This is a genomic window from Brevibacillus sp. YAE8, assembly GCF_057543335.1.
Genome location: NZ_BAAIYG010000005.1, coordinates 119,747 through 133,754, shown reverse-complemented (window position 1 = coordinate 133,754; position 14,008 = coordinate 119,747). Strand labels below are relative to the sequence as shown.

The following is a 14,008-nucleotide window of genomic DNA, read 5'->3' as shown; positions in this document are numbered from 1 at the left end:
CGTCGAGGAGGGATCGAGATGATTAACAAAAGTGTCATCATGGATGAAGCGGCCATCCGCCGCGCGCTTACTCGTATCGCTCACGAAATTATCGAGCGAAACAAGGGTGTCGAGGATTGTATCATCGTTGGCATCAAGACCAGAGGGATTTACCTCGCGAAGCGCCTGGTCGAAAGAATCGAGATGATCGAAAACGTCAAAGTACCGGTCGGAGAGCTGGACATTACGTTTTACCGCGATGATCTCCAGCACAAGTCGGAGGATGCGGTGCTGCAAGGTTCGCAGCTTCCGGAGCAGATCACCGGAAAGACCGTCATTCTCGTGGATGACGTCCTCTATACCGGACGGACGGTACGCGCCGCTTTGGATGCGTTGATCGACAGCGGGCGTCCGCGGATGATTCAACTGGCGGTACTCGTTGACCGCGGTCATCGCGAGCTGCCGATTCGCCCGGACTTCGTTGGAAAAAATTTGCCGACGGCACGCACAGAAATCGTCGATGTGCAACTGTCGGAGGTAGACGTGATGGATATCGTGTCCATCCGTCAGCTCATCTAATTGAATGAATCCTCTTTAATAAGCGATCCCGTGAGGTCGACAAGAGGCAGGAATCTTCCCATGCGCATATGGTGAAGCTGGCCTCTTTGTGTCCGCACAAAGAGGCTTTTTGTTTGCCGAAAGAGCGAAAACAACAGCGACGAGAGGGAAGAATAAAGAAACACAGGGGGAAGATAAAGTCATGAGCCAAAAAAACTATGTCGACGTCGATGAAACACCACATATTTCCAAACTGCTGCCACTGTCCATTCAGCACTTGTTCGCGATGTTCGGATCAACCGTTCTGGTGCCGATCCTGACCGGGCTGGATGTCGCTACCGCCCTTTTGACAAGCGGGATCGGGACGCTCTTGTTCCTCTGGATCACCAAAGGGAAAATTCCGAACTACCTCGGCTCGTCCTTCGCCTTCATCGGTCCGATTATCGCAGTGACGGCGTCGCACGGAGTCGGAACGGCCTTGCTCGGCTGCTTCCTGTCAGGGATCGTGTACATCATCGTCGCAGGCATCGTGCAAAAGGCAGGCGTCAAATGGCTGGACAAAGTGCTGCCTCCGGTCGTCATCGCTTCGGTCATCGTCGTCATCGGGCTGAGCCTGGCTGGCGTAGCGGTAGACATGGCGACGAAGGTGACGGTAGACGGCCAGTCGCAAATGTCGCTGACTTCGATTGAAATTTCGCTGGTGACCATGCTGGTGACCATCCTGGCAGCGGTGATGCTGCGCGGTTTCCTTGGCCTGATCCCCATTCTGATCGGAATTATCGTCGGTTATGCGTACTCGCTCGTTCGTCACCCTGAACTGATTGATTTTCAAAAGGTTGTGCAAGCAAAAGTGTTTGCCGCTCCGCCGCTCAAGGTGGGCGAAGTGATGAGTGTCATCAGTGACGGTTCTGCCTGGATCGCGGCGCTCGTCATCGCGCCAGTCGCGTTCGTAACCCTGGCCGAGCATCTGGGCCACCTCTTGGTTACAAGCAAGGTCATGGATCGCGACCTGATGAAAAATCCGGGTCTGCACCGCAGCCTGCTCGGGGACGGGATCGCCACTTCCCTGGCGGCTTTCATCGGCGGACCGCCTGCGACGACATACGGCGAAAACATCGGGGTTCTGGCGATCACCCGCGTTTACAGCAGAGTGGTCATCGGCCTGGCTGCGGTATTCGCCATCCTGTTCGCCTTCAACGGCAAGATCAGCGCTCTCTTGATGACGATTCCGACTCCGGTGCTTGGCGGCGTCTCGATCATCCTGTTCGGGATTATCGCAGCGCAAGGCTTGCGGATGTACGTAGAAAACAAAGTGGATTTTGCCAACAAGCGCAACATGATCGTCGCGGCTGCCATCCTGGTAACGGGAATTGGCGGATACAAAATCAGCTTTGCCGGTGTCGGGTTGCTAAGCGACCTGACCATTGACAATATCGCTTTCTCCACCTTCCTGGGAATCTTCCTGCACCTCATCCTGCCGGGCAAAGAGTCGGCGATGGGGGAAGCGTCCCGCGAAGACGAAAAACAAATTGCCTAAAACGTTCCTCATTCCTTTAAATCCAGTCCCGAGAGGCTGGCAAGGCATAGAACGTCGTTTTGGCTGCCCAGAAATGGCGCCGGATCGGCTTCTTGTCTCGCTTGCCTTGCGACAGGCAACGTGAGCCAAGAAGCTTTTTTCTTTCGATAAAACAGGAAAAAACAGAGTAACCGGAGGGATTTCGATGAACAACCTAGCGCACCTGATTGGCTTGAAAGACTTGTCCAAACAACAGATCGTCCAGCTCCTGGACCGCGCGCATTACTGGGCCGAGAGACCGGGCGAGCAGGCAGACATTCTGCACGGCCGCTTCGTGGCGAATCTGTTTTTTGAAGCCAGCACCAGAACCCGCTTTTCGTTCGAGGTGGCACAAAAAAGACTCGGCGCACATGTGTTGAACTTCATTCCGGAAACCTCCTCAACCGTAAAAGGCGAGACGGTGTACGACACGATCCGCACGTTGGAAGCGATGGGCGTGGAAGCAGCCGTGATCCGCACGAAAAAAGAAGGACTGCTGCAAGAGCTCGCCCAAAGCGTCGACCTGAAGCTGGTCAATGCGGGCGACGGGACAAACGAGCATCCGACCCAATGCCTGCTCGACCTGCTGACCATGAAGCAGCAGTTTGGGATGCTGGAGGGCTTGACGGTAGCGATTATCGGGGACTTGCGCCATAGCCGCGTACTGGGATCGCACCTGCACGCCATGCCGAAGCTCGGGATCAATCTGCTGCTCGCAGGCCCGCCGACGATGATGCCAGCGCAAATTCCGCAAGGCGTCAAAGTCGTCGGCATGGAGGAAGCGGTTCAGACAGCGGACGTCGTCATGATGCTCCGCGTGCAACTGGAGCGCCACACCGAATCGCTCTACATCTCCAAGGAAGAGTATCACAAGGCGTTCGGCCTCACGCTTGAGCGGGCCAAAATGATGAAGCCAGGCGCGGTCATCATGCATCCGGCCCCGGTCAATCGCGGAGTTGAGATTCACACCGATCTGGTAGAATGCGAAACATCCTTGATTCAAAAACAAGTAACCAACGGAGTCGCAGCTAGAATGGCTGTGCTGGAAACTCTGCTGAAAGGGAGCGAAACAAAATGGGAATCATCCTTGGCAACGGCAACGTACTAAATCAGGCGGGGGAACTCACTCCGGTAGAAATATTGGTAGAAGATGGACGGATCGCGGCGATGGGCGAAAAGCTCTCCCGCGACGGCCATGAATGGGTAGATTGCAAAGGCGGAATGATTAGCGCGGGACTGATCGACGTCCACGTCCACTTGCGCGAGCCAGGCTTCGAGCATAAAGAAACGATTGAGACAGGAGCAAAAGCGGCGGTGCGCGGCGGCTTTACCACGATTTCCTGCATGCCGAACACGCGCCCGTCCATCGACAGCGTGGACACGGTGACGTACATCTTGGACAAAGCGCGCGAAGCAGGACTGGCTCGCGTGATTCCGTACGGCGCGATCACCGTGCGCCAACTGGGCAAAGAGCTGACGGACTTCGCAGCCTTGAAAGAAGCGGGAATTTTTGCCCTGACCGATGACGGTGTCGGCGTGCAGTCGACCGCGATGATGAAAAAAGCGATGAAAAAAGCAGCCGAGCTGGGGCTGTCCATCGTGGCTCACTGCGAAGACGATGATCTGCTGATCCCGGGAGCCGCCCTGCACGACGGCGTGGTCGCAGCGCGCCACGGACTGCCTGGCATTCCTTCCGAGTCGGAGTCCATCCACGTCGGACGCGACATTTTGCTGGCGGAGCAGACAGGTGTGCACTACCACGTGTGCCACATCAGTGCCAAAGAATCCGTGCGCCTGGTGCGCGACGGAAAACGCGCCGGCGTCAACGTGACGTGCGAAGTGACGCCGCACCACCTGCTTTTGTGCGACGAGGACATCCCGGACAGCCTCGACACCAACTGGAAAATGAACCCGCCGCTTCGCTCCCGCGAGGATCGCGCGGCGCTGATCGCCGGACTCAAAGACGGCACGATCGACATGATCGCCACAGACCATGCGCCACACACCCAGGAAGAAAAAGCGAACGGCATGGCCCGCGCGCCATTCGGCATCGTCGGTCTGGAGACAGCCTTCCCGCTGCTCTATACGCACCTCGTGCAAACAGGCGAGCTGACTTTGCAAAGACTGGTCGAGCTGCTGACGGTGCAGCCAGCGAAAGCTTTCGGGCTGCCGTACGGACGCCTGGAAGTCGGAGCGGTAGCAGACGTGACCGTCATCGACCTTGCGACAGAAAAAACGATTGATCCGACCACCTTTGCGAGCAAAGGGACCAATACACCGTTTGCCGGATGGGCGTGCAAAGGATGGCCGATCCTCACGCTGGTAGACGGCAAGATCGTACATCAAGAGGCGTAGAGCCACACACGCCAGTGCCCCACGGAGAAGGCGGCTTTACCACGAAAATGAAGGAGGAGCATAGATGCGTGCAAGATTGATTTTGGAAGACGGAACGGAATTTATCGGAACGGCGTTCGGAGCGACGAAGGAATCCTACGGGGAAGTGGTGTTCAACACAGGACTGACGGGCTATCAGGAGGTTTTGTCTGACCCGTCCTACTGCGGACAGATCGTGACCATGACGTACCCGCTGATCGGCAACTACGGGATCAACCGCGACGACTTCGAAGCTGTTCGTCCGTACATTCACGGCTTCGTCGTCCGCGAGCATTGCGATATGCCGAGCAACTGGCGGAATACGAATACGCTGGATGAGCTGCTGAAAACATACGACATCCCGGGGATTGCAGGCGTTGACACGCGGATGCTGACGCGAAAAATCCGCTACCACGGCACGATGAAGGGCATGATTACGACGAGCGAAGCCCCGCTGGCCGAACTGCTCGCAGCCCTGAACAACACTGCCTTGATGACCGACCAAGTATCGCGCGTCTCTACGAAAAGCGTCTTCAGTTGCCCAGGTACAGGCCATCGCGTCGTGCTGGTAGACTTCGGCTCCAAACACGGCATCTTGCGCGAGCTGACCAAGCGCAACTGTGATGTGGTGGTCGTGCCGTACAACGTGACGGCGGAAGAAATTCGCCGCATCCAGCCAGACGGCATCCTGTTGTCCAACGGCCCTGGCGACCCGAAAGACGTGCCGCAAGCGATCGAAATGATTCGCGGCATCCTTGGGGAATACCCGCTGTTCGGCATCTGCCTCGGCCATCAGTTGTTCGCACTCGCCTCTGGCGCCGACACGATGAAAATGAAATTCGGACACCGCGGCGGCAACCATCCGGTAAAAGAGCTGCCGACCGGGCGCACATACATTACATCCCAGAACCACAGCTACGCCGTAAAAGAAGATTCGCTCGCAGGAACCGAGCTGGAAATTACGCATATCGCCCTCAATGACGGAACAGTCGAAGGGCTGCGTAACAGAGCGAAGAACGCCTTCTCCGTCCAGTACCACCCGGAAGCGGCTCCAGGCCCATACGACTCCGGCTACCTGTTCGACCAGTTTCTTGCGATGCTGGAAACCGCTAAGGAGGAAAAAAACTATGCCAAAACACGCTAACCTGAAAAAAATCCTCGTGATCGGGTCTGGTCCTATCGTCATCGGGCAGGCTGCCGAGTTTGACTACGCGGGCACACAGGCTTGCGAAGCGCTGAAAGAAGAGGGGATGGAGGTTGTCCTGATTAACTCCAACCCGGCGACGATCATGACCGATACAAACATGGCGGACAAAGTGTACATCGAGCCGATCACGCCTGAATTTGTAGCACGCGTCATCCGCCAGGAAAAGCCGGACGGACTTTTGCCTACGCTCGGCGGCCAAACGGGCTTGAACATGGCTGTCGCGCTTGCCGAAGCGGGCATTTTGGAGCAGGAAAACGTGAAGCTGCTCGGCACGAAGCTGGAATCGATCAAGCAAGCGGAAGACCGCGAGCTGTTCCGCGCCCTCATGAAGGAGTTGGGCGAGCCTGTGCCGGAATCGGTCATCGTCAGCACGGTAGAGGAAGCCGTTGATTTTGCCAACGAGATCGGCTACCCGATCATCGTGCGGCCAGCCTACACCTTGGGCGGAACGGGCGGCGGCATTTGTGAAGACGAAGAAAGCCTCCGCGAAATTGTCGCGAGCGGCCTGAAATACTCGCCGATTACGCAATGCCTGATCGAGCGAAGCATTGCTGGCATGAAGGAAATCGAGTACGAAGTCATGCGCGATGCCAACGACAACTGCATCGTCGTCTGCAACATGGAAAACATCGACCCGGTCGGCGTGCACACGGGTGACTCCATCGTCGTCGCGCCGAGCCAGACGCTTGCCGACCGCGAGTATCAAATGCTGCGCTCGTCTGCCTTGAACATCATCCGCGCACTCGGCATCGAAGGCGGCTGCAACGTGCAGTACGCGCTCGACCCGCATAGCTTCCAATATTACGTCATCGAGGTAAACCCGCGCGTGAGCCGTTCTTCTGCGCTCGCTTCCAAGGCGACAGGTTACCCGATCGCGAAAATGGCGGCGAAAATCGCGATCGGCTACACACTGGATGAGCTGAAAAACCCGGTAACTGGGCAAACGTACGCCTGCTTCGAGCCGACGCTCGACTACATCGTGAGCAAAATTCCGCGCTGGCCGTTTGACAAGTTCCAGTCTGCCAACCGCAAGCTCGGTACGCAAATGAAAGCGACAGGCGAAGTCATGGCGATCGGACGCACGTTTGAAGAATCGATCATGAAAGCGATCCGTTCCCTGGAGATCGGCACGTACCACATCGAGATCAAAGGAGCAGAGGACATCAGCGAAGAGGAACTGAAGACCCGTCTGGTGCATGCGGATGACGAGCGACTGTTCCTCGTGGCAGAGGCGCTGCGCCGCGGCTGGACCATCGAGGAGCTGCACAGCCTGACGAAGATCGACCTGTTCTTCCTGCACAAGTTCCATAAAATGGTTGCTTTTGAACAGGAGCTGGCAAAAGGTCTGACGGCTGAGAAGCTGTTCGAAGCAAAACGGATGGGCTTCACAGACCGCAAAATCGCCGAACTGTGCGGCGAAACGGAAGAAGCAGTCCGCGCGCTGCGCAAGGAAAAAGGCTATGTCCCTGTGTACAAAATGGTCGATACGTGCGCAGCCGAATTTGAGGCGCAAACGCCGTACTACTACTCCAGCTACGAAGTAGAGGACGAGCGCATCGAAACAGGCAAAAAGCGCGTGGTCGTGCTCGGCTCCGGCCCGATCCGCATCGGCCAAGGGATCGAATTTGACTATGCGACCGTGCACGCTGTCTGGGCTTTGCGCGAAGCAGGCTACGAAGCCGTCATTATCAACAACAACCCAGAAACGGTATCGACAGACTTCAACACTTCGGACCGGCTGTACTTCGAGCCGCTGTACATCGAAGACGTGATGAACATTCTCGATGTGGAAAAACCGGAAGGCGTAATCGTCCAGTTCGGCGGCCAAACCGCCATCAACCTGGCTGACAAGCTGGCGGAACGCGGTATCAACATTCTCGGAACGAGCCTGGAAAACATCGACGCAGCGGAAAACCGCGAGAAGTTCGAAGCGCTCCTGCGCAGCCTCGACATCGCACAACCGCCAGGCAAGACCGTAACCTCCGTGGAGCAAGCAGTGGTAGCAGCGGAAGCGCTCGGCTTCCCGGTACTCGTTCGCCCATCCTACGTGCTCGGCGGACGCGCAATGGAGATCGTCTACAATCAGTCTGAGCTTTTGGAGTACATGGAAAAAGCAGTGAAGGTCAACCCGGATCATCCGGTACTGGTCGACCGCTACATGGTCGGGGTAGAGGCCGAAGTCGATGCGATCTGCGACGGGGAAAACGTCCTGATCCCGGGCATCATGGAGCACATCGAGCGCGCAGGGGTGCACTCCGGCGACTCCATCGCGGTCTATCCGCCGCAATCGCTGTCCCAGGCGATCAAAGACGAGCTGATCGAGATGACGACGAAGCTGGCGCGGGCGCTGCAAATCAAAGGGCTGCTCAACATCCAGTTTGTCATCTACAAAGATCGTCCGTATGTGATCGAGGTTAACCCGCGCTCGTCCCGTACAGTGCCATTCCTGTCCAAAGTGACAGGCATCCCGATGGCGAACATCGCGACCAAAGCGATTCTCGGTCACTCGATTGTCGACCAAGGCTTCACGCCTGGCTACCATCCGGAAGAGTCTGTCGTATCGGTAAAAGTTCCGGTGTTCTCCTTTGCGAAGCTGCGCCGTGTGGATATTACGCTCGGACCGGAAATGAAGTCCACCGGGGAAGTAATGGGACGCGAAAGCACCCTGGCCAAAGCGCTGTACAAAGGCTTGGTCGCCGCAGGCATGAACATCCCGACGCAAGGCACCTTGCTCGTAACGGTCGCCGACAAAGACAAGGAAGAGGCGCTCGCAATCGTGAAACGCTTCCGTCACCTCGGCTTCAAGCTGATGGCGACAGCGGGCACAGCGGATTATCTGGAACAGGCGGGCCTGCCTGTGACGCGTGTTAACAAACTGTCCGAGGGTACGCCGAATTTGCTCGACGTGATCCATACAGGCGAGGCCAACATCGTGCTCAACACGCTGACAAAAGGCAAAACGCCACAGCGCGACGGCTTCCGCATTCGCCGCGAAGCAGTGGAGAACGGCGCGGTTTGCCTGACGTCGCTGGATACGGCTGCGGCCCTGCTGCACGTACTGGAAACGATCACCTTCTCGACAGAAGCGATGCCTGCCCAACGCGCAGGTGCCAAAGTCGCAGCGGTGACTGTATAAACGAAACGGACCCAAGCCATGGCGGCAGGGAGAAAAAGGGGAGAGCAGTGTGCAACAACAACTGACAGATGTGCGGGAGCGTATGATTGTTGCGCTCGACTTTTCCACGATGGATGAAGTGAAAAAATGCCTGGAGCCATTGCAAGGGCATATCCGCTACGTAAAAGTGGGGATGGAGCTGGCCTATGCCGAAGGACCTGCCATCGTTACGTACCTGAAAGAAAAAGGGTTGAAGGTGTTCGTCGACTTGAAGGTGCACGACATCCCGAACACAGCCAAAGGCGCGATGAAAAGCCTTGCCCGTCTCGGAGCGGACATGGTCAACGTCCATGCGGCTGGCGGCGTGACGATGATGGCAGCGGCGAGGGAAGGACTGGAGCAGGGGACAGCGGCTGGCGCTCGTCGTCCTCTCCTGATCGGAGTGACGATGCTGACCTCTACAGGCGTGCAAACGATGAACCACGAGCTGGCGATTCCAGGTTCGGTGGAAGACGTAGTGGTACACTACGCGATGATGACCAAGCAGGCAGGACTGGACGGGGTTGTCGCTTCGCCGCTGGAAGTGCCGATGATTAAAAAGGCGGCGGGCGACTCGTTTGTCACCGTGACACCTGGCATTCGCCCGCTGGGGACAGACCAGGGCGACCAGACGCGGATTACGACTCCGGAACAGGCTTTCCGCCTGGGCAGCGACTATCTCGTGATCGGACGCGCCATCACCGGGGCAAGCGATCCGGCAGGCGTCTGGCAACGCATCGTGGCCGCGATCGAGGCAGACCGTTCGCAACAAGCATTCACGCGGGAAGGGATGGAGAGAAATGACGACGAACACAACGGCTAAACAGATAGCAGCGCACCTTTTGGCAATCGGAGCGGTTCACCTGCGCCCGGAACAGCCCTTTACCTGGACTTCCGGGATCCAATCCCCGATTTATTGCGACAACCGCATTACCATGTCCTACCCGCATGTGCGTCGGGCGATTGCGGCAGCGTTTGCCGCGCTTATCAAGGAGCGCTATCCGGACGCGCAGGTGGTGGCGGGCACTGCTACGGCGGGCATTCCGCACGCGGCCTGGGTCGCTGAGCTGCTCGACCTGCCGATGATTTACGTGCGCGACAAGGCCAAAGGCCACGGCAGACAAAACCAGATCGAGGGTGCGCTGTCCACAGGGCAAAAAGTAGTGGTCATCGAAGACTTGATTTCCACAGGCGGCAGCTCCCTGAAAGCAGCACAGGCGGTTCAGGCAGAAGGCGGCGAAGTGCTTGGCGTAGTGGCGATTTTCAGCTACCAGTTCCCCGATGCCGAAGCTTTGTTTGCCGAGGCAGGCATTCCTTGCACGACGATTTCCCATTACACCGCACTGCTTGAGGCAGCGAAAGAGCAAGGCGTGATTACAGCCGAGCAGGAAACCGTGCTGGGCGAATGGCGCAAATCCCCGCGGACGTTTTTTGAATAATACGCTTATGGGCCAAAAGTTTGTGAAAAGTGGAGACAGTTGAGAAAACTGCTCCACTCTTTTTTTCCTGCTTTTTTTCGCACTGTTGTGGCGTGTGGTTTTTCTTGTGTTGTGGATGAAAAAGGGAAAAGAAAAGCGCGTCCCGGCATCAGGAATGGAGAGAGAAGCGTCTTTGCATTGGCTGACAGGTATTCGTGCTTTGCTCGCTGGCCTCTGGTCTTGAAAGTCCGCCGCTGCTTGCTTTTTTCGGCAAGCGGATTGTGAGTGCGGATCAGCTCAAACGTTTCAACCGGATTTGCACCCCTTCCGCTTCGTAATAAGCAGTGATCCACGGCTCATCGGCTTGCGATGCGGCCAAGTTTTCCGGAAAAAAGATGCCGGGTGTAGCGGCTTTGCCCCTCGCCCGCCAGTATGCGCTGGGCCTGGATGGCCGCGCCTGTCGCCGTCAGATGGGTCTGGCCATTTGGATCGCTGATCTCTACCTGGCGACGTATGCGAACGCCGCGCTGATCGCGTCCCTCGATTTGCACGACGACTTCGTGAGCCGCGCCCTGGCCCGGATTGTACAGGATGCTTTGCCGCACCTTTTGCCCAAGCAGCTTCCATAAGCCGCTGCGCACGAGCGAAACTAGCGCCGCCGTCGACCATTTCTGATCGAAAGCGATGCGGAAGCTGGCGGAGGTGACAGGCGGCGTCTGCACGAGCGTCAGGTGATCGGGAGTGTCCAGCCGATAGCAGTTCGTGCGAAAGCCGTTCGGGAACGTAACGGCAAGCGGCTCCGACATGGGCACGACCGTTCTCGCCGCGCCTTTCGTGTAGATATTGAACGGAATGGTCAAACGGTCCATGTAAGCAGCAGAATCCGACCCGGCCTTATCCTTGGTAGCGTACAGCGCAAAAATGTCGATCGTCACCTCTTGCAGGTCAGCGGAATGCAGTTTGCCGAACAGAGCTGGCGTGCCCCCCATCCAGCCAGAGGCGGAACAACCGGAGATTGAAGCTCGCTGCTGACCAGCCGGTCGATTGCGCGCGTGAATCGCTCGGTCCAGCGCGTAATGTCCACAAGCGGAATGCGGCGCGAGACGGCAGCAAGCAACAGGGCGTCGTCCGGATCGTTGACCGCGTTGACTATCAACGCCAAATCTTCGGGGGCGTGGGCAAGCGGATCTTGCGCTGTCGTGTCCACGAGCAGCGGATGCAGTCGCGGGGAAGCAAAAGGAAGCGGTTTTCCCGGATTTCTGCCGCCCAGCAGCAACAGTAGCTCCTGGTTTTGGCCGTGCAAAATTTTGGCGATTTGGCTGCCGACAGTCCCGAATCCGCCTACAATCAATACTTTTTTCTCCGTTGTCTCACGCATGATAATCTCCTTGGATGAAATGTTCATTTATTTAAGTTTATTAACATAAAGGAGTTAAGAAAAGGGACGCTTTGTCCCTGGGTGTTTGTTTCGATGGCTACCCGTATGGTCGCTATAGTCGCTGTGAAAGGCGCTTGGATCGGTGCCGCAGTGGAGGGAGGAACCGGGAGAAAACGTTCAAGGTGCTTGTGCCTCCAACAAGGAAGTGGAGACTGCCCGCCTGTGGGGAAAGAGAAAACCGCATCCAAAGCCGGGGATTCTGGGGAGTCGTTCAAGGTGGAAGCTTGAAAGCGCGTTTTTTTCCCGCAGGCTCGGTCCGAGTCCAAAAGACCTCGCTTATTTCTCCTGGTTCCTCCACGGGTTGTAGATTTCAACGAATCACGACCAGCCGCAAAAATCAAACGCCTGTCTCACCCAATCGCTCTGCTAACATTCTTCCTCCACAAATTGGACGAGCTGCTTAAACAGGCTGATCGCCTCCGCAATTTCCAGACGGTAGTAAATCTCTGTCCCTTTCTTCTTAGCCTGAAGCAATCCAGCCTGCCGCAAAATTTTCAAATGATGGGAAACTGTCGGTCTGGACATGGGGATATGCTCGGCGATTTGAGAGACGTTCAAACTCTCCTTGTCAATCAGCAGAGCGACAATTTGCTGGCGAACCGGATCTCCTAGCCCTTGGAAATAAGGGCTCAATTGCATGAAAATTTGAATGGCCTTTTCGTTACAGGTTGGATGACTCATAGCCACACTCCGTTAATAAACTTAATCATTTGAACGTAGTATAAAGCTTCTTCCTTTTTTTTGCAACACGAAAAAAAGCTGATTTTTCAAAGGAAAATCGCTCTGTCCCTCTCATGGGATAGATGTAATTGTAAAGAAAAACAGGTAATAGTAAGGGGGGTACAAAAAATTGAAGGAAGGTGCTTTGGTCATGAAGCAATGGTATGGGAGTACAGCCTCCCGAGAAACAAAGGGGAAAATCAGAAAAGTATTCAGTTTATGCGTTTTGGCGCTGGCGCTGCTCTTTTTCATCCCGAACACGGGGCTGGCAGTAGGAAAAGGGGCCCAAGGACCAGACGTCTATGTGATCCAAGGGATGTTGAAATCATTAGGTAGCTATTCGGGTCAAATCAATGGATACTACGACGATGTCACGGTGAGTGGTGTCAAGCATTTTCAGAAAAAGCACGGCTTGCCCGCAACAGGTTCTGTGGACAAGCGCACCATGCAACGGATGGTTTACGCCTATGACCGCGTAGTCTCAAATCCGCATCGCGGAAGCGGCGGCAAAGGCATCGGTGGCGGAGCAGGCCAAGGCGGCGGCAAAGGCATCGGTGGCGGAGCAGGCCAAGGCGGCGGCAAAGGCATCGGTGGCGGAGCAGGTCAAGGCGGCGGCAAAGGCATCGGTGGCGGAGCAGGTCAAGGCGGCGGCAAAGGCATCGGTGGCGGAGCAGGTCAAGGCGGCGGCAAAGGCATCGGTGGCGGAGCAGGTCAAGGTGGCGGAGCAGGTCAAGGTGGCGGAGCGGGCCAAGGCGGCGGAGCAGGCCAAGGCGGCGGAGCGGGCCAAGGTGGCGGAGCGGGCCAAGGTGGCGGAGCGGGCCAAGGCGGCGGAGCGGGCCAAGGTGGCGGAGCGGGCCAAGGTGGCGGAGCAGGCCAAGGTGGCGGTTTCGGCGGTGGTGCTGGTGAAGGCGGCGGAGCAGGCCAAGGTGGCGGAGTCGGCGAAGGAGAAGGTCGCGGCAAAGGCTACGGCGGCGGAGCTGGTGAGGGCGAAGGCCGCGGTAAAGGCATTGGCGGCGAAACTGGCGAAGGAGAAGGCCGCGGCAAAGGCATCGGCGGTGAAGCTGAAGAAGAGGAAGGCGGCAAAGGAACCGGCAACGGCGGCGGCACCGGAGAAGGCGGCAAAGGAAATGGCAACGGCGGCGGCACCGGAGAAGGTGGCAAAGGAAATGGCAACGGCGGCGGCACCGGAGAAGGTGGCAAAGGTAACGGCAACGGTGGCGGCACTGGAGAAGGCGGCAAAGGAAATGGCAATGGAGGCGGTAACGGAAACGGCTCCGGTAATGGAACTGGCAAAGACAACGGCAAAGATGCCGGGGACAATGAAGGAACCGGAAAGGACTAAGCCTGACTTGTCAACCAAAAACGCTTCGTTTCTCTCGCAGAGACGAAGCGTTTTTTTTTGCTTTCCGCCAATTCCAGCGACCCAAATCTTTCGAAAAACAGTTCCAAAGAAACAGCCGTCCGTTTCTTTCGGCCTCTGCTCATTTCCGACTTTCCATATTCTGATTGCAGGACGTTTGCATTATAATAAAGACGTCTACGCTCCTTTTTTTGGATAGGATGAAAGGCTTTTTACCTAGCATGAAAGTCATGCCAACGCAAGCTG

At 56.7% G+C, this 14,008-nt stretch carries 10 protein-coding genes and 1 pseudogene; 9 read left to right on the top strand and 2 right to left on the bottom strand.

Annotation, left to right across the window (positions count from 1 at the left end):
- The first annotated feature begins 18 nt into the window (after nt 1–18).
- The 8 genes from pyrR to pyrE all read left to right on the top strand — a co-directional run bounded on the left by pyrR (nt 19) and on the right by pyrE (nt 10,265).
- A complete protein-coding gene (gene pyrR / locus AC27IT_RS10220; RefSeq protein WP_005833379.1) occupies nt 19–558 on the top strand; it encodes a bifunctional pyr operon transcriptional regulator/uracil phosphoribosyltransferase PyrR in 540 nt (179 codons plus the stop codon).
- Between the two features lie 181 nt (nt 559–739).
- The gene (locus AC27IT_RS10215; protein ID WP_005833377.1) at nt 740–2,074 is read left to right on the top strand and encodes a solute carrier family 23 protein; all 1,335 of its coding nucleotides are present in this window, start codon (nt 740–742) and stop codon (nt 2,072–2,074) included.
- A 184-nt stretch (nt 2,075–2,258) separates the two neighbouring features.
- The gene (locus AC27IT_RS10210; protein WP_007784290.1) at nt 2,259–3,200 is read left to right on the top strand and encodes an aspartate carbamoyltransferase catalytic subunit; all 942 of its coding nucleotides are present in this window, start codon (nt 2,259–2,261) and stop codon (nt 3,198–3,200) included.
- Entirely contained in the window at nt 3,167–4,447 is a 1,281-nt protein-coding gene (locus tag AC27IT_RS10205) for a dihydroorotase (RefSeq protein WP_025844991.1), read from the top strand. Before AC27IT_RS10210 ends, AC27IT_RS10205 begins: the two co-directional genes overlap by 34 nt.
- Nucleotides 4,448–4,511: 64 nt before the next feature.
- Entirely contained in the window at nt 4,512–5,609 is a 1,098-nt protein-coding gene (locus AC27IT_RS10200) for a carbamoyl phosphate synthase small subunit (RefSeq protein WP_005833371.1), read from the top strand.
- Nucleotides 5,593–8,808 (top strand): carbamoyl-phosphate synthase large subunit, encoded by a 3,216-nt coding sequence (carB, locus tag AC27IT_RS10195; protein WP_025844989.1) that lies wholly within the window; start codon nt 5,593–5,595, stop codon nt 8,806–8,808. Before AC27IT_RS10200 ends, carB begins: the two co-directional genes overlap by 17 nt.
- A gap of 49 nt (nt 8,809–8,857) precedes the next feature.
- Nucleotides 8,858–9,649, top strand: coding sequence for an orotidine-5'-phosphate decarboxylase (pyrF, locus tag AC27IT_RS10190; RefSeq protein WP_487091768.1), 792 nt, complete (start codon nt 8,858–8,860; stop codon nt 9,647–9,649).
- A complete protein-coding gene (gene pyrE / locus AC27IT_RS10185) occupies nt 9,627–10,265 on the top strand; it encodes an orotate phosphoribosyltransferase (RefSeq protein WP_487091767.1) in 639 nt (212 codons plus the stop codon). The genes pyrF and pyrE overlap by 23 nt, the downstream gene beginning before the upstream one ends.
- 271 nt (nt 10,266–10,536) lie before the next feature.
- Here the strand turns inward: pyrE and AC27IT_RS10180 are convergent.
- Nucleotides 10,537–11,622, bottom strand: a pseudogene (locus AC27IT_RS10180) (saccharopine dehydrogenase family protein).
- Nucleotides 11,623–12,048: 426 nt separating this feature from the next.
- A complete protein-coding gene (locus tag AC27IT_RS10175; RefSeq protein ID WP_007784302.1) occupies nt 12,049–12,363 on the bottom strand; it encodes an ArsR/SmtB family transcription factor in 315 nt (104 codons plus the stop codon).
- A gap of 190 nt (nt 12,364–12,553) precedes the next feature.
- On the opposite strand from AC27IT_RS10175, the gene AC27IT_RS10170 reads away from it, so the two are divergent.
- Nucleotides 12,554–13,744 (top strand): peptidoglycan-binding domain-containing protein, encoded by a 1,191-nt coding sequence (locus AC27IT_RS10170; protein WP_035422832.1) that lies wholly within the window; start codon nt 12,554–12,556, stop codon nt 13,742–13,744.
- The last annotated feature ends 264 nt before the right edge of the window (nt 13,745–14,008 follow it).

Coding starts and splice junctions, on each gene's coding strand:
- pyrR (WP_005833379.1), top strand. CDS start 19: ATGATTAACAAAAGTGTCATCATGGATGAAGCGGCCATCCGCCGCGCG.
- AC27IT_RS10215 (WP_005833377.1), top strand. CDS start 740: ATGAGCCAAAAAAACTATGTCGACGTCGATGAAACACCACATATTTCC.
- AC27IT_RS10210 (WP_007784290.1), top strand. CDS start 2,259: ATGAACAACCTAGCGCACCTGATTGGCTTGAAAGACTTGTCCAAACAA.
- AC27IT_RS10205 (WP_025844991.1), top strand. CDS start 3,167: ATGGGAATCATCCTTGGCAACGGCAACGTACTAAATCAGGCGGGGGAA.
- AC27IT_RS10200 (WP_005833371.1), top strand. CDS start 4,512: ATGCGTGCAAGATTGATTTTGGAAGACGGAACGGAATTTATCGGAACG.
- carB (WP_025844989.1), top strand. CDS start 5,593: ATGCCAAAACACGCTAACCTGAAAAAAATCCTCGTGATCGGGTCTGGT.
- pyrE (WP_487091767.1), top strand. CDS start 9,627: ATGACGACGAACACAACGGCTAAACAGATAGCAGCGCACCTTTTGGCA.
- AC27IT_RS10175 (WP_007784302.1), bottom strand. CDS start 12,363: ATGAGTCATCCAACCTGTAACGAAAAGGCCATTCAAATTTTCATGCAA.
- AC27IT_RS10170 (WP_035422832.1), top strand. CDS start 12,554: ATGAAGCAATGGTATGGGAGTACAGCCTCCCGAGAAACAAAGGGGAAA.